Origin of the sequence: Paractinoplanes aksuensis (assembly GCF_024137025.1) — a bacterium.
GTDB lineage: Bacteria > Actinomycetota > Actinomycetes > Mycobacteriales > Micromonosporaceae > Actinoplanes > Actinoplanes aksuensis.
In genome coordinates, this window is sequence record NZ_JAMYJR010000015.1 from 26,369 (window position 1) to 50,041 (window position 23,673).

Sequence of the window (23,673 nt, forward strand, 5' to 3'; positions counted from 1 at the left end):
TGTGCCACGGGTGTGCGCTGTTGGGACAGTAAATCCACCAGATGAGACAGGGTCACCCGAGCGGGTTTCACCTTGCACAAGATCACAGCTACGTTGGCTGCGTGGCTGTCGAACAGTACCCCCGGAATCTCGGCTTCTCGGCGACCTACAACTTCCGCGACGTGGGCGGTTATGCCGGCCTCGACGGCCGCACGGTCCGCTGGCGGCGGGTCTTCCGCGCCGACGCGCTGCACCGGCTCGGCGAGGACGACGCGGCCGCGTTCCAGGAGCTGGGCGTGCGTACGGTGATCGACCTGCGCCGGCCCCACGAGATCGAGCGGTACGGCCGGGTGGCCGAGCGCTACGGCCTCGACTACCGCAACCTCGTGCTCGAGCACGTCGATTGGGAAGAGGTCGGTCACCCCGACGAGGTGGTCCACGAGCGCTGGCTGGCCGACCGCTACCTCAACTTCGCCGAGGACGGCCGCGAGGCGATCCTGGCCTCGCTGCGCATCATCGCCGACCCGCAGCTGGCGCCGGTCATCGTGCACTGCATGGCCGGCAAGGACCGTACAGGCACGGTCTGCGCGCTGACCCTGGCCCTGCTCGGCGTGTCCGACCCCGACATCGCGGCCGACTACGCGCTGACCAGCAACGCCATGGCCCCGCTGACCGCCCACCTGCTCGAGAAGCACCCGTCGGCCGTGCTCGGCAAGCAGCACATGTGGGATTCCCCGCCCGGCGCCATGCTGTCGTTCCTCGACGACCTGCGCGCGTTGCACGGCTCGATCGACAACTACGTACGCGAGATCGGCCTCACCGACGCCGAGATCGCGTCCATGCGAGGTCACCTGCTGGAGTAAGACCCAGTCGGCCATCCGTCAGCCAGTTCCGGGGCGGGCCATGCAGACTGCATGCTTGAGTCCATGCAGATGCTGATCGGGATTGCTGAGGGCGGAGCCGACGCGGAGCGGCTCGACTACCTGATCCACGGCGTCCGCTCGGAGCTGTTGCAGCTCGATGTGGACGCCGTGGAACCGGTGAGTGCGGGTCCGCCCCCGCCGGGCGCGCTTCTGGTGTCGCTCGGCGGGTCGGCCGAGTCGCTGACCCAGATGATGACGGCGCTGCGCTCGTGGGTGGGTCGCACCCCGGCGCCGCGCACGATCGAGATGACAGTGGGCGAGCGGACCCTGCGGATCTCGGACTCGTCGATCGGCCAGCAGACGATCGACGAGTTCGTGACGGCCGTGCGCGAGGGTTAGCTCACCCGGTGGACCCAGCCGAACGGGTCCTCGGCCCGGCCGCGCTGGATGTCGACGAGCTGTTTGCGCAGGTCGGCCGTGACCTCACCGGTGCCGCCGTCGGCGACCAGGAACTCGTCGCCGGCGCTCTTGACCTGGCCGATGGGCGTGATGACGGCCGCGGTGCCGCAGGCGAAGGCCTCGCGGATGCGGCCGGTCATGGCCCCTTCCTGCCACTCGGCCAGGCTCACCGGACGCTCCTCGACCTTGCGGCCGGCCCGCTCGGCCAGCTTGATGACCGAGTCGCGGGTGATGCCGGGCAGGATCGTGCCGGTCAGCGGCGGGGTCACCAGGCTGCCGTCGTCGAGCACGAAGAACACGTTCATGCCGCCGAGCTCGTCGATGTACTTGCGCTCGACCGCGTCGAGATAGACGACCTGGTCGCAGCCGTTCTCGATCGCCTCGGCCTGGGCCGACAGCCCGGCCGCGTAGTTGCCGCCGCACTTGGCCGCGCCGGTGCCGCCGGGCGCGGCCCGGGTGTAGTCGGGGGTCACCCACACCGAGACCGGCTTGACGCCGCCCGAGAAGTAGGGGCCGACCGGCGACGCGATGACCAGGTAGAGGTATTCCATCGAGGGGCGCACGCCCAGGAAGACCTCGCTGGCGTAGGCGAAGGGGCGCAGGTAGAGGCTGCCCTCGTCGCTGGTCGGGAGCCAGGACCGGTCGATCCGGATGATCTCGTGCAGCGACCGCAGGAACGTCTCGACCGGCAGCTGAGGCATGGCCATCCGCTGCGCCGACTGGGCGAACCGGGCCGCGTTGGCGTCGGGCCGGAACATGGCGACGCCGCCGTCGGGCAGCGTGTACGCCTTCAGCCCCTCGAAGATCTCTTGCGCGTAGTGCAGGACGGCCGACGCCGGGTCCATCGGGATCGGGGCCCGGGCCTCGACGCGAGGCTCGTACCAGCCTTTGCCGTCGGCGTACCGGATCGTGACCATGTGGTCGGTGAAGATGCGGCCGAAGCCGGGGTTGGCCAGCAGAGCTGCGCGCTCCGCGTCGCCCACGGGTGCCGGGTTCGGACGGATCTCGAACTCGAGGTTGTCACCACCGCTCATGACAAGTGGACCTGCTTTCTGACAAGACGAATGGAGGCATGTGGGAGCACCCGTAGTGCTCCATGGAATCTACCCGAACGGTCGTTCAATCCACAGACCGTGCCGGGGTGAAAGGCCCCCTACGCTGTGTTGTTACAGCGCGGCGGCGATGCGGTCGCCGACTTCGGCGGTACGCAGCGGCGCGCCCGCGGTGCGGGACGCGACCTCGGCCGCGACCGCCTCGGATACTCGGCGGGCCTCGTCGTGGTGGCCCAGGTGCTCGAGCAGCAGCGAAGCGGAGAGGATGGCGGCCGCCGGGTCGGCGATGCCCTGACCGGCGATGTCGGGCGCGGAGCCGTGCACCGGCTCGAACGTCGACGGGAACTTGCGCTCCGGGTTGACGGAGCCGCTGGCCGCCATGCCGATGCCGCCGGTAACGGCAGCGGCGATGTCGGTGAGGATGTCACCGAAGAGGTTGTCGGTCACGACCACGTCGTACCGCTGGGGGTTGCTGACCATGAACATGCTGGCCGCGTCGATGTGCTGGTATTCCGTCGTGACCTCGGGGAACTCGGCCGCGACGGCGGCGAAGGTGCGCGCCCACAGGCCGCCCGCCTTGGTCAGCACGTTCGTCTTGTGGACCATCGTCAGGTGACGGCGGTCGCGGCGCTGGGCCCGGCCGAAGGCGTCGCGGATGACCCGCTCGACGCCGTGCCGGGTGTTCAGGCTCTCCTCCGTCGCGATCTCGGCCGGGGTGTCCTTGTGCAGGACGCCGCCGGCGCCGACGTAGAGACCCTCGACGCCCTCGCGCACCACGACCATGTCGATCTCGCCGGGCTTGACGCCGGCCAGCGGGCTGGTGGTGCCGGGCCAGAGCTTGGACGGGCGCAGGTTCACGTACTGGTCGAAGTCGAACCGCAGCTTGAGCAGCAGACCGCGCTCGAGGACGCCCGGCGGGACGCTGGGGTCGCCGATGGCGCCGAGCAGGATGGCGTCGTGGCGGGCCAGCTCTTCCTGGATGGCCGAGGGCAGCACCTCGCCGGTGCGGTTGTAGAACCGGGCGCCGAGGTCGTAGTCGTTGAACTCGGTGTCGGGGAGAACCGCCTCGATCACCTTCTGAGCCTGCGCCGTCACCTCGGTACCGATGCCGTCGCCGGCCACCACCGCGATACGCGCCACGCTCACGTCTGCTCCCTCAGGTCTGCGGGTCCGAAGGCCTCAGGCTAGCGCGCCGATCCCGATCTTCGGTACAGCCGTCCCACTCACTGAACCCCGTCCAACCACCCCGGCCACCGCCCTGAACCCGCCTGAAGGCTGATTCTCCCAGGCGGGGACGAACAAACCCCCGGACCGCGGCAAACGGTCACGGGGGCTGTTGCGGCGAGGACGCGTGGCTCGGTCCCGCCGGAATACTGCAGCCGGAACGGCATGACGGCAGACTTGTCACCCGAAGACGAGCCCACCGGCGAGCCGCGCGGCGGACACAACGCTAGCGATGCGGACTAAAGACGCGCAAGACACATCCCCCGCGTGTCGGCGCGGATGTTCCGGCTCACATGGCACCATGCGCCGGTGAGTTTCGACCTCGTGGTGTGGGCCATGGACAAGACGGACCTGCCGGACGCCGTGCGGGCCGCCAACGCGCGGTGCGCGCGCGGCGAACACCCGCAGCGCCCGGCCGATCCGCGCGTCGTCGCCTTCTATGACGCCCTGACCAGTGAGTATCCCGACCGGGGGCCGCGGGCCACGGTGCCCGGATCGCCCTGGGCGCACGCCCCGCTGCACGCCGCGGCCGACCACATCCAGATGCGGCTCGACGAGAACTGCCCGGACGTGGTGCTCGAGACGATCGAGCGGCTGGCCGGCGAGCTCAACCTCGACCTGCTCGACCTGCAGGACGGCACGGTCTACCCGCCGCCGGTCAGGGCCCGCTGACCCTGAGGTCGGCCATGCTGCCGCGTTCCGCGCCGATCGCCGCGGCGGCCGTCGAGAGCAGGTCGGCCGGGACCGAGGAGTCGACGGTCAGCGTCATCAGCGCCTCGCCGCCGGCCTCGCGCCGGGCCACCTGCATGGCGGCGATGTTGACCCCGGCCTCGCCCAGCACCGTGCCGATGGCCCCGACCACGCCGGGCCGGTCGCTGTAGCGGAAGAACAACAGCACCCCATCGGCGTTCAGTTCGAGGTCGAAGTCGTCGAGACCGGTCAGCTTGGCCGTCTCGCGGGTGCCGTGGACGGTGACCGTGCCGGCCACGCTGACCGAGCGGCCGTCGGGCAGCGCCCCGCGCACGGTGACCAGGTTGTGGTGCTCGATCGGCTCGTCGCTGACCACCAGTTCCACCTCGACCCCGCGGTCGGCCGCGAGTTGAGGGGCATTGACGTACGTGACCCGCTCGTCCACCACCGAGGCGAAGAGCCCCTTGGTCGTGGCCAGGCGCAACACCTTGACGTCGTGCGACACGATCTCGCCGCGCACCTCGACCGCTACGTTGGCCGCGACCTGTCCGGCCACCGCGGTGAAGACCTTGCCCAGCTTCTCGGCCAGCGCCAGCAGCGGGCGCACGTCCTCGTCGACCACGCCGCCGGCCTGCACGTTGACCGCGTCCGGCACGAACTCGCCGTCGAGCGCGAGCTTGACGCTGCGGGCCACCGACAGCCCCGCCTTGTCCTGCGCCTCGGCCGTGGACGCACCCAGGTGCGGGGTCACCACGACGTTGTCGAAGCCGAACAGGGGTGACTCGGTCGTCGGCTCGGTGACGAACACGTCGAGCCCGGCGCCGGCCACCCGGCCCTCACGCAGGGCGGTCGCCAGCGCTTCCTCGTCGATCAGCCCGCCGCGGGCCGCGTTGACGATGCGCACGCCCGGCCGGACCAGCCCCAGTTCCTTCTCGCCGATCAGACCCACCGTCTCCGGCGTACGCGGCAGGTGCACCGAGATGAAGTCGGACTCCCGCAGCAATTCGTCCAGGCCGACCAGGCGTACGCCCAATTGCGCGGCCCGGGCGGGCTGGATGTACGGGTCGTACGCGATCAGGCGCGTGCCGAAGGCGGCCATGCGCTGGGCGAAGAGCACGCCGATGCGACCCAGCCCGACCACCCCGACCGTCTTGCCCTGCACCTCGACCCCGACGAAGCGCGACCGCTGCCACCGGCCACCCTTGAGCGAGGCGGTGGCCGTCGCCGTGTGCCGGGCCGTCGCCAGCAGCAACGCGATCGCCTGTTCCGCGGCCGACACGATGTTGCTGGTCGGCGCGTTGACCACCAGGACCCCGCGGGCGGTGGCGGCGGCGATGTCGACGTTGTCGAGCCCGACCCCGGCCCGGGCCACCACGCGCAGACCCGTTCCGGCCGTCAGCACCTCGGCGTCGACCTGGGTCGCGCTGCGCACGATGAGCGCGTCGGCCCCGGCCACCTGGGCCAGCAGCGCGGCCCGATCGGTGCCGTCGACCTGGCGTACCTCGTAATGGCCGGCCAGAACGTCGATGGCGGACGGAGCCAGTTCCTCGGCGATCAGGACGACAGACGGCACGCGGACCTCCCGGGGGATCGCTATCGATCAATGCGATCGTAGGCGGCCCCCGGGAGGTCCGTCACTGGCTCAGCGTGTCGGGATCGTTGCCCGATCGATGGGTGGCGCCGGCGGCTGACCGGCCAGGGCGAGCCCGTCGGGCTGGCGGAAACTGAGCGCCTCGGCGTCCAGCGCGTCGTACAGCAGGTCGAGGTCGAGCGTGCCGACCGGCGGATAGACCCGCTCGCGGGGCGGTTCCTGACCGACCTCGAGCGCGCCCTGCTCGACCATGAACTCGACGATGGCCTGCCGGACGACGGGCAGCGTGACCGGCGAGTGATACAGCACGTTCAGAGCCTGCATCCGCATGCCCTGCACGTGTTCCTCGCCCTTGTTGTCATGGAAGTGCGGGTTGCGGGTCTCGATCTGCAGTACGGGCACCGAGCTGGCCATCACCTCGGGGTCGGTGCTCTCGAGGACGCCGCCGAACTGCTCGAACAGATCCATGTACTCGTACGGCTCGACCGCGAACCCGCCGGCCAGACGCAGCTTGAGCCCCAGGTCGAGGGTCATCGCGTGCTCGCCCGCGTTGCCGGTGGCGATCACCTCGGTGCCGAAGTCGGAGTACTCGGCCAGGAAGCGGTTGAGCCACTCGTTGGTGATCTGCGAGCTGCGGCCCTTGCGGCTGAAGAAGAGCCGGTTGTCCCGCAGCTTGGGCTTCGAATGCCACGAGATCCGGACCATCGAGTACGGCGAGCCGGCCAGATGCAGCCCGGCCGCGTAGACCTTGCAGTACTCATGGACGGAGCCGGGCACGTAGTTGTCGGCGTCCACATAGCCGATGTACCGGCGGCCGGTCATCGCGGCCAGCGCCATGCCGAGCAGCATGGCCTCGCCCTTGCCGCTGCGGACCAGCCCCTCGTCGTCGATCAGCTCGGGCATGCCGGCTGCCTTCATCGCGGCCGCGACGCCGGGATCCTTCTGATGCACCGTGATCGCGGACCGCCCGGCCAGCCGGCAGAACTGCTCGACGGTCTGCGCCTCGATCTCGTACCGGTCGACCGGGGTGCGGTCGCTGTTCGACACCAGGACGATGAGGCAGTCGTGCGGAATTCCGGAAAGAACACCCTCGATGACGGTCCGTGTCTCATTCATGCACGGAACGACAATGACCATTTGTGATTCGATCTCGTGCAGCGCCTCGGCCGGCACGACCCGGCTGCCGGCCCCGGCCGACAGGCCCGAGTCCAGCTCGATCACCCGCTGGAGCTCGTGAATCCGAACCGCACCGAAACGCTCGCTCCGGAAAGAATCAGCCAGTCGCATCTCGCAAAAATACCCGCCGGAATTCCGTGTCGGAATTGCCACCGGTAAATGGTGGGTAACGCCGATGTTTCCGAACAGCACTCGGCCCGCTTTCCCGGCTCACCAGCCGGAGAAAGCGGGCCGGGAGAAATCAGGCGGTCTCGGTGATCGGGCGGTCGACCCAGCTCATCATGTCGCGCAGCTTGCGACCGGTGACCTCGATCGGGTGCTGAGCGCCCTGCTCGCGGTACTTCTTGAGCAGCGGGCCGCCGTTGTCGTCGTCCTCGATCAGCTGGCGGGTGAACTCGCCGGACTGGATGTCGGCCAGGATCCGCTTCATCTCGGCCTTGGTCTCGGCGTTGATGACCCGCGGGCCGCTGACGTAGTCACCGAACTCGGCGGTGTCCGACACGCTGTAGCGCATGCGGGAGATGCCGCCCTCGTACATCAGGTCGACGATCAGCTTGAGCTCGTGCAGGCACTCGAAGTACGCGATCTCAGGCGCGTAGCCGGCCTCGGTGAGCACCTCGAAACCGGTCTGGACGAGCGCCGCGGTGCCGCCGCAGAGCACGGCCTGCTCGCCGAACAGGTCGGTCTCGGTCTCTTCCTTGAAGGTGGTCTTGATGACGCCGGCCCGGGCGCCACCGATCGCCTTCGCGTACGACAGCGCGAGCGCGAGGCCCTCGCCGGTCGGGTCCTGCTCGACGGCGACCAGACACGGCACACCCTTGCCGTCCACGTACTGACGACGGACGAGGTGACCCGGGCCCTTGGGCGCCACCATGGCCACGGTCACGTCGGCCGGGGGCTTGATGAGCTCGAACCGGATGTTGAGGCCGTGGCCGAAGAAGAGCGCCTTGCCGGCGGTCAGGTTCGGGGCGATCGACTCGGTGTAGATCTTGCGCTGCGCGGTGTCCGGCGCCAGCAGCATGATCACGTCGGCCCAGGCCGACGCCTCGGCCGGGGTCTTGACCTCGAGGCCCTGCTCCTCGGCCTTGGCCCGGCTCTTCGAGCCCTCCTTGAGGCCCACGACCACCTCGACGCCCGAGTCACGCAGCGACAGCGAGTGCGCGTGGCCCTGGCTGCCGTACCCGATCACGGCGACCTTCTTGCCCTGGATGATGCTCAGGTCGGCGTCGTCGTCGTAGAAAACTTCCGCGGTCATTTTGAATCCTTGAGTCTTTAGTCCGGTTAAGGGCGGTGGCGGGGCGGTCGGACGGGCTTCGGTTTCTGAAATCAGGCGGCGCGCAGGGCCGGCCCGGTCGTGATGGAGCGGGAACCGCGGCCGATGGCGACCAGGCCCGACTGGACCATCTCTTTGATGCCGTACGGCTCGAGGTCGCGCAGCAGCGCATCAAGTTTGTCGGGGTTGCCCGTCGCCTCGATGGTGAGGGTGTCCGGAGCGACGTCGATCACCCTCGCCCGGAACAGCTCGACCGTCTCGAGCACCTGGCTGCGCTGCGCACGATCGGCGCGCACCTTGACCAGCAGGAGCTCGCGCTGAACCGACTGCTGCGGGTCCAGTTCGACGATCTTCAGGACGTTCACCAGCTTGTTGAGCTGTTTGGTCACCTGCTCCAGGGGTGAGGAGTCGGCGTTGACCACGATCGTGATGCGGGAGACGTCCGGGTTCTCCGTCTCGCCCACCGCCAGCGAGTCGATGTTGAAGCCGCGCCGGGAGAACAGTCCGCTGACCCGAGCGAGCACGCTCGGCTTGTTCTCGACCAGCACCGACAGCGTGTGCTTGTTCATCAGAGGTCGTCCTCTTCGAATTCGGGACGCACGTCCCGGGCGAACATGATCTCGTCGTTGCTGGTGCCGGCCGCGACCATCGGCCACACCATGGCGTCCTTGCCGACCGTGAAGTCGATGACCACCGGGGCGTCGTTGATCTCCATGGCCTGCTTGATGATCTTGTCGACGTCGGCCTTGGACTCACACCGCAGGCCGACGCAGCCGAGCGCCTCGGCCAGCTTCACGAAGTCGGGAATGCGGTGCTTGTGCGTGCCCAGCTCGGTGTTGGAGTAGCGGCCCTCGTAGAACAGGGTCTGCCACTGCCGCACCATGCCCAGGTTGCCGTTGTTGATGACGGCGATCTTGACCGGGATGCCCTCCAGGGCGCAGGTCGCCAGCTCCTGGTTGGTCATCTGGAAGCAGCCGTCGCCGTCGATCGCCCACACCGCGGTGTCGGGCCGGCCCACCTTGGCCCCCATCGCGGCCGGGACGGCGTAGCCCATCGTGCCCGCGCCGCCCGAGTTGAGCCAGGTGCCCGGCTTCTCGTACTTGATGAACTGCGAGGCCCACATCTGGTGCTGACCGACACCGGCGCAGTAGATGGCGTCGGGCCCGACCAGCTCGCCGATCCGCTCGATCACGTACTGCGGGGCCAGGCTGCCGTCGGTCGGCTCCTCGTAGCCCAGCGGGTAACGCTCGCGCAGCTCGTTGAGCGTGGCCCACCAGGCCTCGTACTGCCCGGCGCCCTCGGCCGAGGCGGAGACGGCGGCGATCAGCTCGTCGATCACGTGCCGGGCGTCGCCGACGATCGGGACGTCGGCGTGCCGGTTCTTGCCGATCTCGGCCGGGTCGATGTCGGCGTGCACGACCTTGGCGTCGGGCGCGAACGAGGCGAGCTGACCGGTGACCCGGTCGTCGAAGCGCGCGCCCAGCGTGATCAGCAGGTCGGACTTCTGCAGCGCGTAGACCGCGGGGACGGTGCCGTGCATGCCGGGCATGCCCAGGTGCTGCGGGTGCGAGTCGGGGAACGCGCCCAGCGCCATCAGTGTCGTGACGACCGGGATGCCGGTGGTCTCGGCCAGCTTGCGCAGCCCGTCGGTGGCGCCGGCCTTGAGCACGCCGCCGCCCACGTAGAGCACCGGGCGCCGGGCCCCGGCGATCAGCCGGGCCGCCTCGCGGATCTGCTTGCCGTGCGGGTGCAGGGTCGGCCGGTAGCCGGGCAGGTCGAGCACGGGCGGCCACGAGAACGTGGTCTGCGCCTGCTGCACGTCCTTCGGGATGTCGACCAGGACCGGGCCCGGGCGGCCGGTGGCGGCCAGGTGGAACGCCTCGGCCAGCACCCGGGGCAGTTCCTCGGGCGTCTGCACCAGGAAGTTGTGCTTGGTGATGGGGAGCGTGATGCCCTGGATGTCCGCCTCCTGGAAGGCGTCCGTGCCGATCGCCGGCCGCGAGACCTGGCCGGTGATGGCGACGATCGGCACCGAGTCCATGTAGGCGTCGGCGATCGCGGTGACCAGGTTGGTCGCACCCGGCCCGCTGGTCGCGATGCAGACGCCGACCTTGCCGGTGGCCTGCGCGTAGCCGGTGGCGGCGTGGCCCGCGCCCTGCTCGTGGCGGACCAGGATGTGCCGCACCTTGGAGTCGAACAGCGGGTCGTACGCCGGCAGGATCGTGCCGCCGGGGATGCCGAACGCGACCTCGACCCCGAGCGCCTCGAGCGACCGCACGAGCGCGCCGGCGCCCGTGGTGGGAACCGGGGCGACTACGGCCGGGGCGGGGTTGGCGGCCGCCGCGACAGTGGCCGGATTGGCTCGGTGGGCGAGGGTCTCAGGAGTGGGTCTCGTCATGGCACTTCATACCTTTACGGGTTGGGCGGACCGGTACTTGAGCAACAAAAAAGGCCCTCGTGCCAACAGCACGGGACCTAGCGCACTCTGTCCCTCAAAACCATCACCAGTTCTGAGGAAGGAGTGCGCTCACATAAGTACTCGGGACGCGAAGCACATGCTGCTCACCTTGCCCCATCTCAAACCGCGAGTCAACTGATCCCACATTTTGATCACTGGGGTCCCTCGCCGGTGGGAGCGACGAAGCCCGGATCGCTCGGTAGCAGGGCCCTGAGCTGGCGCATACCGGGCCCGAGCATGACCACCTGGCTGCGCGGGGCGGCGTCGGCCGGCGGGGCCGAACGCGGCGCCGGCAGCGGCCGCGCCGGGCTCTGCCGCAGGGTCTGCAACTGGGCCTCGAGGTGCTCGGCGGGCACGCCCCAGCCGAACAGGGAACCCTGACCGAGCCGGCAGCCGGCCTCCTCGACGACGGCCCGCTGGGCCGGGGTGCCGATCCCCTCGGCCAGCACCTCGAGGCCCAGCCGGTGGCCCATGTTGACCACCACGTCGACCAGGGGCGCGGCCATGCCCGTACGGGACTCGGGCTCGGCCACCAGGGCGTGGTCGATCTTCAAGATGTCGACCGGGAGCGTACGCAGCTGCCCCAGCGACGAATAGCCGGCGCCGAAGTCGTCGAGGGCGATCCGGACGCCGGTGCCCCGCAGCTCGGTCAGCCGGCTGATCAGCTCTTCCATGTCGGTGGCGACCGCGTGCTCGGTCACCTCGAGCACCAGCCGCTGCGGCGGCACACCGTGCCGTTCGAGCACGTCGGCCACCTGCCCCGCGTAGTCGGCGGCGTGCAGCTCCTTGGGCGAGAGGTTGACCGAGACCCAGACGTCGTGGCCGCGCGCCAGCCACTCGGCGAGCTGGATGCAGGCCTGTTCGAGGACCCAGGCGCCGATCCGGTTGATCAGCCCCGACTCCTCGGCGACCGGGATGAACTCGTCGGGCCGCACCGCCCCGAGCGTGGGGTGGGTCCAGCGCAGCAGCGCCTCGGCCCCGACCGGGCGCACCGAGGGCAGCGCCACCACGGGCTGGAAGACCAGGCGCAGCTGCTCGCGGTCGATCGCGTGCCGCAGCTCGGCCTCGAGCGTGCCCCGGCGGCGCAGCAGCTCGTCGTACCGCTGCTGGTAGCGCTCGACCCGGTTCTTGCCGCGCAGTTTGGCGTAGCGCAGGGCCAGGTCGGCGTCGCGGATGATGTCGCCGGTGTCGGCCGGGTCGGGACCCGTGTTGGCCACGCCCAGGCTGGCCGACAGGAAGACCGAGTTGCCGTCGACCTCGTACGGCTCGCCCAGCACGGCCAGCAGCCGGTGCGCGGTGAGCATGGCCTCGTCGGCGGTGCCCCGCATGAGGATCGCGAACTCGTCGCCGCCCAGCCGGGCCGCCACGTCACCGTCGAGCAGGTTGCGCCGCAGCCGCTGGCCCACCTCTTTGAGCACCGCGTCGCCGACGTCGTGGCCGCGCATGTCGTTGACCGTCTTGAACCCGTCGAGGTCGATGCCGACCAGCACCCGCGACTGCTCGTTCTCGCGCAGCGCCCGCTGCAGGCCGCGGCGGTTGGCCAGGCCGGTCAGCGGGTCGGTGTGGGCCAGCTCGCGGAAGTGCGCCTCGCGCGACCGCAGCTCGAGCGTGTAGCGGCGGACGTCGCGCAGGGCCAGATATTGCCGGCCGACCAGCGCGAAGCCCTCGACCGAGGCGCCCAGGAAGCCGTACAGGTCGAAGGAGCCGCCGCGGGCCAGGTGGTAGCCGAGCGCGCCGACCATGGCCACCATCGGGACGATGGCGTACGCGGTGCTGCGGTCGGTGACGTCGCCCACCACCGTGACCGGCCGGTCGGCCACCTTCACCGCCCGCGCCACCACGAACAGGCCGGCCGGCAGCAGCAGGGCCCCGGTCAGCACGGCAGCGTGGTTGTCCTGGCAGATGCCGCCGGCCAGGGCGACGGCGGCGATCGCGACCAAGGTCACCCCGCCCGCCACCCGTACGGTGGTCAGGCGCGGCCGGTGCGCGTGCAGGGCCAGCACGATGGTGAGGCCGAGCGAGATCACGGCCAGGCCGGTCGGGATCAGCACCGACGGGCACTTCACCGGCGTCGCCTCGCCCAGGATCCGGGTCGGCCGGGCGATCAGCACCCAGCCCACGAACCAGATCGCGGCCGCGATGACCAGGCCGTCGAGCAGGTGCCGGAGGGCCGCGCCGGGGCTCTCGGCCGCGCCCGGCAGCATGGCCGTGCCGATCAGCAGGATGAGCACGCCGATGGCGGTGCCGGCCGCGACCGCCGTGCCGAGCGTCGTCCGCGGCGGCTCGGCGGTGGTGATCAGCACACTGAGCATGCCGGCCAGGGCGGCCCCGGTGGCGATCGCACCGCCGGCCGCGAGCACGAGATGGGCCCGGCGGGCGGCGCCGGTGTGACGGCGGCCGGAATTTCCCAGCAGAGCGACCGCCGGGACCGCGACCAGAAGGCTCGCGAGCCCGGCCAGCTCCATGCCGGACGGTGATTGCACGGGAACACTCTGCCTGATGGCGATCTATTTAACGACCCCCCAATCCAACCACCCCGGCCGCCACCCCTGAACCCGACTGAAGACTGAGCCCATCCCGCCTTTCGGACGCAATTGGCGGACCGCACCTACAGCGGTGGCACACTGAGGGGATGCCTGACCTGCGTTCCCGGACCTCGACCCACGGTCGGACCATGGCCGGCGCGCGTGCCCTCTGGCGCGCCACCGGGATGACCGACGACGACTTCGGCAAGCCCATCGTGGCGATTGCCAACAGCTACACCCAGTTCGTACCGGGTCATGTGCACCTCAAGGACATGGGCGGTCTCGTCGCCGAGTCGATCGCCGAGGCCGGCGGCGTCGGGCGCGAGTTCAACACGATCGCGGTCGACGACGGCATCGCCATGGGCCACGGCGGCATGCTCTATTCGCTGCCCAGCCGTGAGCTGATCGCCGACGCGGTCGAGTACATGGTGAACGCGCACTGCGCCGACGCCCTGGTCTGCATCTCGAACTGCGACAAGATCACCCCCGGCATGCTGATCGCCGCGCTGCGGCTCAACATCCCCACGGTCTTCGTCAGCGGCGGCCCGATGGAGGCCGGCAAGACGGTCGCCATCGAGGGCATCGTGCACGAGAAGCTCGACCTGGTCGACGCGATGAGCGCCAGCGCCAACGAGAACGTGACCGACGCCCAGCTCGACACCATCGAGCGCTCGGCCTGCCCGACCTGCGGCTCCTGCTCCGGCATGTTCACCGCCAACTCGATGAACTGCCTGACCGAGGCGATCGGCCTGGCCCTGCCGGGCAACGGCTCGACGCTGGCCACGCACGCCTCCCGCAAGGCCCTGTTCGAGAAGGCCGGCGCGCTGATCGTCGACATCGCCAAGCAGTACTACGAGAACGACGACGAGTCGGTGCTGCCGCGCAGCATCGCCGGCCGGGACGCGTTCGAGAACGCGGTCGCGCTCGACGTGGCCATGGGCGGCTCCACCAACACGGTGCTGCACCTGCTGGCCGCGGCCCGCGAGGCCGAGCTCGACTTCAGCGTGGCCGACATCGACGCCATCTCGCGCCGGGTGCCGTGCCTGTCGAAGGTCGCCCCGAACAGCCCGAAGTACCACATGGAGGACGTGCACCGGGCCGGTGGCATCCCGGCCCTGCTGGGCGAACTCCACCGGGGTGGCTCGCTCAAGACGAACGTCCGGTCCGTGCACTCCCCCGATCTCGAGTCGTGGCTGGCCGAGTGGGACGTCCGCGGCGGTTCGCCGTCCGAGGCCGCGCTCGAGCTGTTCCACGCCGCCCCCGGTGGTGTGCGCACCACGCAGCCGTTCTCGACCGAGAACCGCTGGGCGACGCTCGACACCGACGGCGAGAAGGGCTGTATCCGCTCGGTCGACCACGCGTACACGGTCGACGGCGGCCTGGCCATCCTGTTCGGCAACCTCGCGCCCGACGGCTGCGTGGTCAAGACGGCCGGCGTCGACGAGTCGATCTGGAAGTTCACCGGCTCGGCCCGGGTCTTCGAGTCGCAGGACGCGGCGGTCGACGGCATCCTCGGCAAAGAGGTCGTCGAGGGCGACGTCGTGGTCATCCGCTACGAGGGGCCCAAGGGCGGCCCCGGCATGCAGGAGATGCTGTACCCGACGAGCTTCCTCAAGGGCCGCGGGCTCGGCAAGGCGTGCGCGCTGATCACCGACGGGCGCTTCTCGGGCGGCACCAGCGGGCTCTCCATCGGCCACGTCTCGCCCGAGGCGGCCGCCGGTGGCCTGATCGCGCTGGTCCAGACCGGTGACGAGATCATCATCGACATCCCCGGCCGCAGCATCACGCTGCACGTCAGCGATGAGGAACTGGCCCAGCGCCGGCACGAGGAGGAGCGGCGGGCCAAGCCGTTCACCCCGGTCGACCGGCAGCGGCCGGTCTCGGCGGCCCTGCGGGCGTACGCGTCGATGGCCACCAGCGCGAGCGACGGCGCCTACCGGCGGGTCCCCGAATAGGCCTACTGGATCGAGGGCCGGTCGATGGGCAGCCGCCGTGAAACCCCTGCTTGATCGTTCCCGGAGGGCAACTTCCGGGCGGGAGCGTCGTTGGTCGATAGGTGAACGCCTCGAACCCTGACGATGATCCGGCCGGCCCCGGCGAAGCGATCGTCCGCGGTCGCATCGACGGTCCGGGCGGGCTGCCCCTGCCCGGCGCCACCCTGACGATCACCGACTTCGGCGGGCAGCAACTGGCCCGGGCGGTGACCGGCGAGGACGGCAGCTACCGGATGGTGCTGCACGCCGGCGGCTCGTTCCTGCTGATCTGCGCGGCCGAGCGCCACCAGCCGGCGGCCGCGATCATCAACGTGGCCGCCGGTGAGATCAGACGGGTGCTGTCGCTGGCCGGCGCGGGCCAGATCACCGGCCGGGTCACCGACCGCGGGGGCCGCGGCCTTCCCGGCGCGACGCTGACCCTGACCGACCAGCGCGGCGAGGTGGTCGCGACGACGACCGCCGGGCCCGACGGCCGCTACCAGCTGCCGGGGCTCGACGGCCCGGAGTACACGCTGACGGCCACGGCCGACCACGCCCGCCCGGCCTCGCGCACGGTCTCCCCCAACGATTCCGGCCCGGTCGACCTGGCCCTGGCCGTGGGCGGCACGGTGACCGGCAGCGTGCGGGCGGCCGGCTCGGGCCACCCGATCCCCCAGGCGTCGGTGGTCGCGGTCGACCGCACGGGCCGGGTCGCGGGCGCGGCCACGACCGACTCCGAGGGACGGTACGAGCTGCGCGACCTGCCGCCGGGCGTTTACACGGTCGCGGCCAGCGGCCATGCCCCGGTCGCGACCCGGGTCGAACTGATCGGCGACCACGCCGACCACGACATCACGCTGGGCACCCCGGCCGCGGCTTCCGCCCTACTCTGACGGCATGAGTGACGAGATCACGTTCAAGCGGGCGGTGCCGATCATCCCGGTGCGAGACCTGGACGCGGCGCTCGCCCGCTACCGGCGGCTCGGGTTCACGGCCGAGGCCTGGGACGGCCCGCAGCGGTACGGCTTCGTGGACCGCGGCGACGTGTCGCTGCACCTCACCGAGTGGGACGAACACGACCCGGCCCGCACGGCGGCCAGCGTTTATCTGTACGTCTCCGACGCCGACGGCCTGCACGCCGAGTGGACCGAGGCCGTGGGCCCCCTCGATCCACCGCGCGACACTCCGTGGGGCTTGCGGGAATTCGCCTACGTCGACCCGGACGGCACTCTGCACCGCGTGGGATCGCCGCTCAAATCTTGAGGCCGCCACCCCATCCCGAGCCCCCTCCCACCCGGGGTCTGACCGTACGTCGTTTTCGTCCGGGACCGATTTCGTCATCCACAGGGGCCAACGGGGCGAAACGGAGTCGTCCACAACGGAAAGCGCGGCCCGTCATCACACGGGCCGCGCTTCAGGGCCGATGTCAGTGTGCGAGGACGTCGTTGACGCAGCGCAGGACCGGGCGGGTCGTCAGGGCGTCGGCGTCCAGCGGGTGTTCTGACTGCACGGTGAACGTCACCGACTCGCCGGGGAGGACTGTCACGGCGGTGCGGTCGGTTTCGGCGGCGGGGTCGAGGCGGTCGGGGAACAGGGTCAGCGAGCGCAGCAGGGTCGTCGCTCGAACCGTCACACGGTAAAGATCGCCGTCCTGCTTGACTTCGGTCGCGTAGTCGGGGGCCGGCCACGGGATGTCCTTGTCCAGCGACCAGAACCACGTCACGCCAGTGTCCGTCGTCAGGAACTCGGTGGTGGGGTCGCCGGGGTTGGCCAGATCGGCAGGCAGGGTCAGGGTGGCGTTCTCGCCGGGGGCCACCGTCGCGGTCAGGTCGGCCGTGGCCAGGACCTTGCCGGCCAGGGTGCGGCGGGTCACGGTGGTCGACACGGCCCATTCCGTACGGCTGTCGTTGGCCACGATCAAGGTGGGCACGCCCTGCGGCGGCACCACGGCGCCGGGCTCGACGTCGATGAGCGGGCCCCCGGCTTCCACCGGGTCACCCGTACGCGGTTGGAAGGTCAGCAGCCGGTCGGCGTAGGCGTCCCTCATCGCGTACCACAAAGGCTTCTTGCGCCCGTCGCCGTCGACAGCGGCCCATGAGGTGACCGGCCAGCAGTCGTTGAGCTGCCACATGATCGTGCCCTGGCAGAGCGGGCGCAGCGAGCGGAAGTGCTCGATGCCGAACGCCACCGCGCGGGCCTGGTTGAGCTGGGTCAGGAAGTGCCAGTCGTCGAAGTCGCGCGGGGCCGGCAGGTGGTTGGCCAGGCCGCGTTCGAGCTTCTGGTCGCCGCCGCCGGCCTTCTGGTGGTGGGCCATGCCGGGCGAGTCGGGGGCCAGCGGTTCGTCCGAGATGGAGCGGCGCAGGGTCGAGAACGCAGGCGGCGCCTGGAAGCCGAACTCGGAGACGAAGCGGGGACGGTAGGCGGCGTACTTCGTGTAGTCGTCGGTGTTCCAGACGTCCCACACGTGGGTGGTGCCGTAGGCCGGGTCGTTCGGGTAGCGGTCGGGCGAGCCGGAGTACGGGCTGCCGGGCCAGTACGGCCGGGTCGGGTCGAGCTCGCCGACGATGCGGGGCAGCAGGTCGTAGTAGTAGCCGGAGCCCCACGAGCGGCCGTTGAGCTCGGGCTTCCAGCCCCAGTCCTCGTACCCCCAGAGGTTCTCGTTGTTGCCGGTCCAGACGACCAGGCTGGGGTGCGAAGCCAGGCGCACGACGTTGTCCCGGGCCTCGGCCTCGATCTCGGAGCGGAACGGCTCGTCCTCGGGGTAGGCGGCGCAGGCGAACAGGAAGTCCTGGCCGACCAGGAAGCCCATCTCGTCGGCCAGGTCGTAGAAGTCGAACGACTCGTAGCGGCCGCCGCCCCAGACGCGCAGGTAGTTGACGTTGGCTTCGGCGGCCTGGCGGAAGCGGGCGGCCAGGCGGTCGCGGGTGACCCGGTCGGCGAACACGTCGTCGGGGATCCAGTTGATGCCGCGGACGAAGACCGGCACGTCGTTGACGATCATGGTGTAACCGTCGTCGGCGGTGTCGACGCGGACGCTGCGGAAGCCGATCTTGCGGTTCCAGGTGTCCAGGACAGTGCCGTCGGCCGCGGCCAGGGTCACGTCGAGGTCGTAGCGGGTCTGGTCGCCGAAGCCGCGCGGCCACCAGCGGTCGGGGTCGTCGACGGTGAGGATGAGCAGGGCCTCGATGCCGTCGACGGTGGCCTGGGCGCGCCGGCCGGCGACCTCGGCCGTGATCACGACCGGCTCGTCGGCCGCGCGGTCGAGGCGTACGCGCAGTTCGACCCGGCCGGTGCCGCGGTCCACGGTCACCTGAGGGCGGACCTCGGCCAGCCGGGCCACCGACCACGACTCGAGGCCGATGGACTGCCAGATGCCGGCCGTGACCAGGGTCGGGCCCCAGTCCCAGCCGAAGTTGCAGGCCTGCTTACGGATGAAGTTGAACGGTTCCCCGTACGCGTTGGGGCGGTGACCCAGCCGCTGCTGCTGCCCCTCGGCGTACGCGTAGGCGCTCTTGAACTTGACCTTCAACGAGTTGGTGCCGTCGCGCAGCAGCGGGCCGACGTCGAAGCGGTAGCCGCGGTGCATGTTGGCCGTCTCGCCGACCAGCGAACCGTTCAGCTCGATCTCGGTGATGGTGTCGAGGCCGGCGCAGACCAGATCGGTGCGCCGGCCCGGCGTGGCGGTGAAGGTGGTCTCGTACAGCCATTCGGTCCGGCCGATCCACGCGAGCCCGGTCTCGTTCTCGTCCAGGTACGGATCTTCGATGCGACCGGCCCGGAGCAGGTCGGTGTGCACACAGCCGGGCACGGTGGCCGGGAGGCCGCTGACGTCGGCTCCCGAGACGGTCCAGCCCTCGTGGAGCGATTGGTACGAGCTCACTGTTCTCCTTCGTCGCCACGCCGGTCCCCGGTCAGGACTTGACGGCGCCTTCCATGATCCCTCGGACGATCTGCCGCCCGCCGATCAACAGCAGCACGATCAGCGGAACGGTCGCCAGGAACGCGCCCGCCAGCACCCGCCGGTAGATCACGTAGTTGCCGCTGGCCAGGTCGGACAGGGCCACCATCGACGTCGGGAAGTCGGTCCCGTTGAGCTGGATGAGCGGCCACTGGAAGTCGTTCCAGGCCATCACGAAGGTGAGCAGGCCCAGCACCGCGAGCGCCGGGCGGATGGCCGGCAGCACGATGTTCCAGTAGACGCGCATGGTCAGCGCGCCGTCGATGCGGGCCGACTCGACCAGCTCGTCGGGCACCGCGTGGGCGATGAACTGCCGCATGTAGAAGACGCCGAACGCGCTGACCAGCCCGGGGGCGATGACCGCGAGCAGGGTGCCGTTCCAGCCGAGCTTGCCCATCACGATGTAGAGCGCGACGATGCCGAGCTGGTTGGGCACGGTCAGGGTCAGGATGACCACGACCATGAGCGCGTTGCGGCCCTTGAAGCGCAGCTTGGCGAACGCGAACCCGGCCAGCGAGCAGAAGAACAGCGTGGCCGCGGTGATGACGGTCGACACCAGCACGCTGTTGATCAGCGAGGCCGCGAAGTAGACCTCGTTGAGGGTGAAGACCTCCTGCGCGTTGATCAGGAACTGGGCGCCGGGGATCAGCGCCGGGGGCGAGGCCGCGACCGCCTCGTCGGTGCTCGTCGAGATGACGAACATCCAGTACACCGGGAAGGCCGAGAAGAGCAGGACGATCGACAGACCCAGGTAGGTGGCCCAGGTGCCGCGCGTGTCCTGCGGGGCCCGGTTCACGTACGTCTTCACCGGTCACCTCCGATGCGCCGGGTGAGCGCGAAGTTGATCCCGGCCACGACCAGGATGATCAGGAACAGCGCCCAGGACATCGAGGCTGCGTACCCCAGGTCGAGGTCCTTCCAGCCGACCTTGTAGATCAGCTGCGCGATGGTCTGGAACTGGTGGTCGGTGCCGCCGTCGGCCGACTGCGGGTTCTCGTCGAACATCATCGGCTCGTTGAACAGCTGCAGCCCCCCGATCGTCGACAGGATCACGGTGAACACCACGACCGGTTGGATCATGGGTACGGTGATCTGCCACAGCTGTCGCCACGGGCTCGCGCCGTCGACCGCTGCGGCCTCGTACACGTCCTTGGGAATGGACTGCATCGCCGACAGGTAGAGCAGCGCGTTGTAGCCGATCCACTTCCAGTTGACCATCGTGGCGATCGCGATCCAGGCGCTCCACTTCTGGGCCCGCCAGTCGAGCGGGGTCTCCTGGCCGAAGCCGACCAGCGACAGGAACCAGTTGGCCAGGCCGTTGTCGCGGGCGAAGAAGATCGCGAAGACCAGGGTCGAGGCGACCACCGGGGTCAGGTACGGCAGCAGGATGCCGATCCGCCAGAACGTGTTGCCGCGCAGCCGGCGGTTGAGCAGGTTGGCGATGATCAGCGCGGCCAGCAGCTGCGGCACCGTCGAGAGGATGAAGATGCCGAACGTGTTGCCCAGCGAGTTCCAGAAGTCCTCGTCGCTCAGCAGCCGTTCGAAGTTGGCCAGGCCGGCCCAGCCGGTGAGCGTCGGGTCGTCGAGCCGCCAGTTCCGCAGCGCGACGATGCCGTTGAAGATCAGCGGGAAGACCCCGAAGATCGCGAACAGGATGAAGAACGGGGAGATGAAGATGTACGGGATGGTCTTGGTGTCGAACCGGTAGAGCCAGTGCTTGGTCTTGCCCGGGGCCGGCGGCGGACTTTGCCGATGCGACGCCGGGCGGAGCTCGGTGAGGGACACGGCCACTCCTAGGGGAAGGCGGGGCGGCCCACGCCGCCCCGCCGTCGTCGTCGGAACTACTTACCGGTCTTGGCGACCTTCTCGGCCTGCTTGACCGCCTCGGCCCAGGCGGCGTCCGACTTGAGCCCGCCCTGCTGCACGCGCCGGATCACGTTCTCGACGGCGACCCGCGTCGGGCCGTTCTTCTTGCCCAGGTACTGCGGCTTCAGGCTCTCCGCGGTGGCGGCGAAGATCTGGCCGGTGGGCGCGTTGCTCATGAACTCCTTCTTGTAGTCGAGCACAGCCGGGTCCTTGTAGAGGGCGGGCTGCGACGGCAGGTTGCCGACGGTCTTGAAGACCTCGATCTGCTGCTCGGGCTGGACCATCCACTTCACGAAGTCGGCCGCGGCGTCGATGTTCTTGCCCTGCGACGGGATGGTCCACCACGAACCGCCCCAGTTGCCGCCGCCGCCGGGGATCGCGGCGATGTCCCACTTGCCCTTCTGGTCGGGCGCGGTCTCCTGGATGTGGCCGAGCATCCAGGCCGGGCAGGCCAGGACGGCGAACTGGTCCTTCTTGAAGCCGGTGTTCCAGTTGGCCTGGAAGCTGACCAGGTTGGCCGAGATGCCGGCGTCGATGGCCTTCATGCTGGTGTCGAACGCGACCTTGGGGCCGCCGTCCATGACCAGCTGCTCCTGGTCGTTGTAGAAGCCGACCGGCTGCTGGGCCAGCACGGGGTTGAACATGTTGGTGCCGGAGTCGACGAACTTCTTGCCGGTCTTGGCCACGTACTGCTGGCCCACCTTGATGAAGTCGTCCCAGTTCGTCCACAGCTTGGAGACGGCCTCGCGGTCCTTGGGCAGGCCGGCCTTCTCGAACAGGTCGCTGCGGTAGCACATGGCCAGGCCGCCGACGTCGGTGCCGAGACCGATCTGCTTGCCGTCGGCCGACATCGCGGCCTTCCACTTCCAGTCCAGGTACTTCGACTCGAACTCGGCGCCGCCCTTGTCGAGCAGGTTGACGAACTTGTCGGACTGGTTGCGGAACTGGACGATGAAGCCCTCGTCGACGGCCGAGATGTCCGGGGCGCCCGAGCCGGCCACGAGCTTCTTCTGCAGGTCCTCGTGCTGGGCGTTGAACTCACCCGTGTTCAGCACGATCTTGATGTTCGGGTGTTCCTTCTCGTACTTGGCCTTGAGCGCGTCGAGACCCATGTCGCCCCAGAAGTTGACCTTGAGCGTGATCTGCTCGCCGGCCGCGCCGTTGCCGCTGTCTTCCTTGCCCTCGAGGCTCTGCCCGCTGCAGCCCGCGATCAAAAGGGTCGCCGCCACACCGGCGACCGCCGCCCGCACAGTCCTTCTCATTACACGCCTCCAAGGCGGAAAGAATTTACTGAACCGGATAAGTTGTGGAGACGCTATGACGGGGGTCCATGACTGTCAATACCGTGTTACGAGGTTGATCTGTCATCGTTGTCAGTACTCTTTAAGCGGGATGATCCGGACTTTATGGGGCAGGACTGTTTACAAAGTGCGGTGTGTCCGCCAACACTTAACCGATCAATTCAGGCCGTCGCCGATCGTTCACCTCGGCGAAGATCAGCGTGAGAGCGCTCTACCGATTCCGGCGCCGGTAAACTCCGCCGGTAGGCTCGGCGGGAACAGAGGAGACCGAGTGAAGCGGCCCACGATCGCCGACATCGCACGGCGGGCTGGTGTGTCGAAGGGCGCGGTGTCGTACGCGCTGAACGGCCAGCCCGGCGTCTCCGAGGCGACCCGTCAGCGCATCGTGGCCATCGCCCAGGAGATCGGCTTCAACCCGAACAGCGCCGCCCGTGCGCTCTCCGGGGCCAGCGCCCGCGCCGTCGGGCTCACCCTGGCCCGGCCGGCCCGCATACTCAGCATCGAGCCGTTCTTCATGGGACTGATCAGCGGCTTCGAGGCCGAGCTGGCGGCCCGCTCGTACGCCCTGACGCTGCAGGTCGTGGCCACCCCCGAGCAAGAGATCGAGGTCTACCGCCGCTGGTGGGGCGAGCGCCGCATCGACGGCGTGATCGTCACCGACCTGCGCGAGAACGACGTCCGCATCCCCGTGCTGCAACAGCTGCAGCTGCCCGCCGTGGTCATCGGCGGGCCGGGCGACACCGGCAAGATCGCCCAGGTCTGGTCGGACGACGCCGGCGCCATCACCGAGACGGTGCGCTACCTGGTGGCGCTGGGCCACCGCCGCATCGCCCGGGTCGGCGGCCTGCCCGACCTGCTGCACACCCAGACCCGCACCCGGGCCTTCGAAGAGGTCTGCACCGCGCTCGGGCTCAACGAGGCCGTGACCATGCCGTCCGACTACACCGGCGAGGAGGGCGGCCGGGCCACCCGCCGGCTGCTGATCGGGGCCGACCGGCCCACCGCGGTCATCTACGACAACGACGTGATGGCCGTGGCCGGCCTGGCCGTGGCGCAAGAGATGGGCCTGGCCGTCCCCGGTGATCTGTCCATCGTGGCCTGGGACGACTCGCCACTGTGCAGCCTCGTGCACCCGCCGCTGACCGCCCTGTCGCGCGACATCGCCGAATACGGCGCCCACGCCGCCCGCGAGCTGCTGGCCGCGATCGACGGCAAGCAGGTCAGCAACGTCGAGGCGGGCACGGCCCACCTCACCCCTCGCGGCAGCACCGCCCCGCCCCGCTAG

At 69.7% G+C, this 23,673-nt stretch carries 19 protein-coding genes; 7 read left to right on the forward strand and 12 right to left on the reverse strand.

Features of this window, described 5'->3' with window-relative positions:
• Window positions 1-101: 101 nt before the first annotated feature.
• Together M1L60_RS15595 and M1L60_RS15600 are read left to right on the forward strand one after the other, a co-directional pair.
• A complete protein-coding gene (locus M1L60_RS15595) occupies window positions 102-842 on the forward strand; it encodes a tyrosine-protein phosphatase (RefSeq protein ID WP_253238135.1) in 741 nt (246 codons plus the stop codon).
• Between the two features lie 51 nt (window positions 843-893).
• Window positions 894-1,241, forward strand: coding sequence for a hypothetical protein (locus tag M1L60_RS15600; RefSeq protein WP_253238136.1), 348 nt, complete (start codon window positions 894-896; stop codon window positions 1,239-1,241).
• Here the strand turns inward: M1L60_RS15600 and M1L60_RS15605 are convergent.
• Window positions 1,238-2,335: a branched-chain amino acid aminotransferase gene (locus tag M1L60_RS15605; RefSeq protein WP_253238137.1), complete on the reverse strand. Its 1,098-nt coding sequence runs from the start codon at window positions 2,333-2,335 to the stop codon at window positions 1,238-1,240. The genes M1L60_RS15600 and M1L60_RS15605 overlap by 4 nt on opposite strands.
• A gap of 132 nt (window positions 2,336-2,467) precedes the next feature.
• Window positions 2,468-3,493, reverse strand: a complete 1,026-nt coding sequence (locus tag M1L60_RS15610) for a 3-isopropylmalate dehydrogenase (RefSeq protein WP_253238191.1) — start codon at window positions 3,491-3,493, stop codon at window positions 2,468-2,470.
• Between the two features lie 393 nt (window positions 3,494-3,886).
• Between M1L60_RS15610 and M1L60_RS15615 the strand changes: the two genes are divergently transcribed.
• Window positions 3,887-4,249, forward strand: coding sequence for a hypothetical protein (locus M1L60_RS15615; protein ID WP_253238138.1), 363 nt, complete (start codon window positions 3,887-3,889; stop codon window positions 4,247-4,249).
• On the opposite strand, the gene serA is transcribed toward M1L60_RS15615, so the two are convergent.
• The 6 genes from serA to M1L60_RS15645 form a co-directional block, all read right to left on the reverse strand.
• The gene (gene serA / locus M1L60_RS15620; RefSeq protein WP_253238139.1) at window positions 4,236-5,840 is read right to left on the reverse strand and encodes a phosphoglycerate dehydrogenase; all 1,605 of its coding nucleotides are present in this window, start codon (window positions 5,838-5,840) and stop codon (window positions 4,236-4,238) included. The genes M1L60_RS15615 and serA overlap by 14 nt on opposite strands.
• A 69-nt stretch (window positions 5,841-5,909) precedes the next feature.
• A complete protein-coding gene (mpgS, locus tag M1L60_RS15625; protein ID WP_256516535.1) occupies window positions 5,910-7,145 on the reverse strand; it encodes a mannosyl-3-phosphoglycerate synthase in 1,236 nt (411 codons plus the stop codon).
• Between the two features lie 130 nt (window positions 7,146-7,275).
• On the reverse strand, window positions 7,276-8,289 hold the full coding sequence (gene ilvC, locus M1L60_RS15630; protein ID WP_253238141.1) for a ketol-acid reductoisomerase: 1,014 nt from the start codon (window positions 8,287-8,289) through the stop codon (window positions 7,276-7,278).
• A gap of 71 nt (window positions 8,290-8,360) precedes the next feature.
• The gene (gene ilvN, locus M1L60_RS15635) at window positions 8,361-8,876 is read right to left on the reverse strand and encodes an acetolactate synthase small subunit (RefSeq protein WP_184955320.1); all 516 of its coding nucleotides are present in this window, start codon (window positions 8,874-8,876) and stop codon (window positions 8,361-8,363) included.
• Window positions 8,876-10,705: an acetolactate synthase large subunit gene (locus M1L60_RS15640; protein WP_253238142.1), complete on the reverse strand. Its 1,830-nt coding sequence runs from the start codon at window positions 10,703-10,705 to the stop codon at window positions 8,876-8,878. Before M1L60_RS15640 ends, ilvN begins: the two co-directional genes overlap by 1 nt.
• A 212-nt stretch (window positions 10,706-10,917) precedes the next feature.
• Window positions 10,918-13,248 (reverse strand): putative bifunctional diguanylate cyclase/phosphodiesterase, encoded by a 2,331-nt coding sequence (locus M1L60_RS15645; RefSeq protein ID WP_253238143.1) that lies wholly within the window; start codon window positions 13,246-13,248, stop codon window positions 10,918-10,920.
• Between the two features lie 149 nt (window positions 13,249-13,397).
• On the opposite strand from M1L60_RS15645, the gene ilvD reads away from it, so the two are divergent.
• The 3 genes from ilvD to M1L60_RS15660 all read left to right on the forward strand — a co-directional run bounded on the left by ilvD (window position 13,398) and on the right by M1L60_RS15660 (window position 16,526).
• Window positions 13,398-15,245: a dihydroxy-acid dehydratase gene (ilvD, locus tag M1L60_RS15650; protein ID WP_253238144.1), complete on the forward strand. Its 1,848-nt coding sequence runs from the start codon at window positions 13,398-13,400 to the stop codon at window positions 15,243-15,245.
• Between the two features lie 101 nt (window positions 15,246-15,346).
• Window positions 15,347-16,156, forward strand: coding sequence for an MSCRAMM family protein (locus M1L60_RS15655; protein WP_253238145.1), 810 nt, complete (start codon window positions 15,347-15,349; stop codon window positions 16,154-16,156).
• Between the two features lie 4 nt (window positions 16,157-16,160).
• A complete protein-coding gene (locus tag M1L60_RS15660; RefSeq protein ID WP_253238146.1) occupies window positions 16,161-16,526 on the forward strand; it encodes a bleomycin resistance protein in 366 nt (121 codons plus the stop codon).
• A gap of 163 nt (window positions 16,527-16,689) precedes the next feature.
• Here M1L60_RS15660 and M1L60_RS15665 read toward each other — a convergent pair whose 3' ends face one another.
• The 4 genes from M1L60_RS15665 to M1L60_RS15680 are packed head-to-tail and all read right to left on the reverse strand — an operon-like array spanning window position 16,690 to window position 22,349.
• The gene (locus tag M1L60_RS15665) at window positions 16,690-19,143 is read right to left on the reverse strand and encodes a glycoside hydrolase family 2 protein (RefSeq protein ID WP_253238147.1); all 2,454 of its coding nucleotides are present in this window, start codon (window positions 19,141-19,143) and stop codon (window positions 16,690-16,692) included.
• Between the two features lie 31 nt (window positions 19,144-19,174).
• Window positions 19,175-20,029, reverse strand: a complete 855-nt coding sequence (locus tag M1L60_RS15670; RefSeq protein ID WP_253238148.1) for a carbohydrate ABC transporter permease — start codon at window positions 20,027-20,029, stop codon at window positions 19,175-19,177.
• Complete coding sequence (locus M1L60_RS15675) at window positions 20,026-21,006, reverse strand: carbohydrate ABC transporter permease (RefSeq protein WP_253238149.1); 981 nt, start codon at window positions 21,004-21,006, stop codon at window positions 20,026-20,028. Before M1L60_RS15675 ends, M1L60_RS15670 begins: the two co-directional genes overlap by 4 nt.
• 56 nt (window positions 21,007-21,062) lie before the next feature.
• Window positions 21,063-22,349 (reverse strand): ABC transporter substrate-binding protein, encoded by a 1,287-nt coding sequence (locus M1L60_RS15680; protein WP_253238150.1) that lies wholly within the window; start codon window positions 22,347-22,349, stop codon window positions 21,063-21,065.
• A 310-nt stretch (window positions 22,350-22,659) separates the two neighbouring features.
• Between M1L60_RS15680 and M1L60_RS15685 the strand changes: the two genes are divergently transcribed.
• Window positions 22,660-23,673 (forward strand): LacI family DNA-binding transcriptional regulator, encoded by a 1,014-nt coding sequence (locus M1L60_RS15685; RefSeq protein WP_253238151.1) that lies wholly within the window; start codon window positions 22,660-22,662, stop codon window positions 23,671-23,673.

Bases quoted from the DNA above. Each gene is read 5' to 3' on its own strand.
- ilvN (WP_184955320.1), bottom strand. From the start codon at position 8,876: ATGAACAAGCACACGCTGTCGGTGCTGGTCGAGAACAAGCCGAGCGTG.
- ilvD (WP_253238144.1), top strand. From the start codon at position 13,398: ATGCCTGACCTGCGTTCCCGGACCTCGACCCACGGTCGGACCATGGCC.
- M1L60_RS15660 (WP_253238146.1), top strand. From the start codon at position 16,161: ATGAGTGACGAGATCACGTTCAAGCGGGCGGTGCCGATCATCCCGGTG.
- ilvC (WP_253238141.1), bottom strand. From the start codon at position 8,289: ATGACCGCGGAAGTTTTCTACGACGACGACGCCGACCTGAGCATCATC.
- M1L60_RS15600 (WP_253238136.1), top strand. From the start codon at position 894: ATGCTTGAGTCCATGCAGATGCTGATCGGGATTGCTGAGGGCGGAGCC.
- M1L60_RS15680 (WP_253238150.1), bottom strand. From the start codon at position 22,349: ATGAGAAGGACTGTGCGGGCGGCGGTCGCCGGTGTGGCGGCGACCCTT.
- M1L60_RS15605 (WP_253238137.1), bottom strand. From the start codon at position 2,335: ATGAGCGGTGGTGACAACCTCGAGTTCGAGATCCGTCCGAACCCGGCA.
- M1L60_RS15640 (WP_253238142.1), bottom strand. From the start codon at position 10,705: ATGACGAGACCCACTCCTGAGACCCTCGCCCACCGAGCCAATCCGGCC.
- mpgS (WP_256516535.1), bottom strand. From the start codon at position 7,145: ATGCGACTGGCTGATTCTTTCCGGAGCGAGCGTTTCGGTGCGGTTCGG.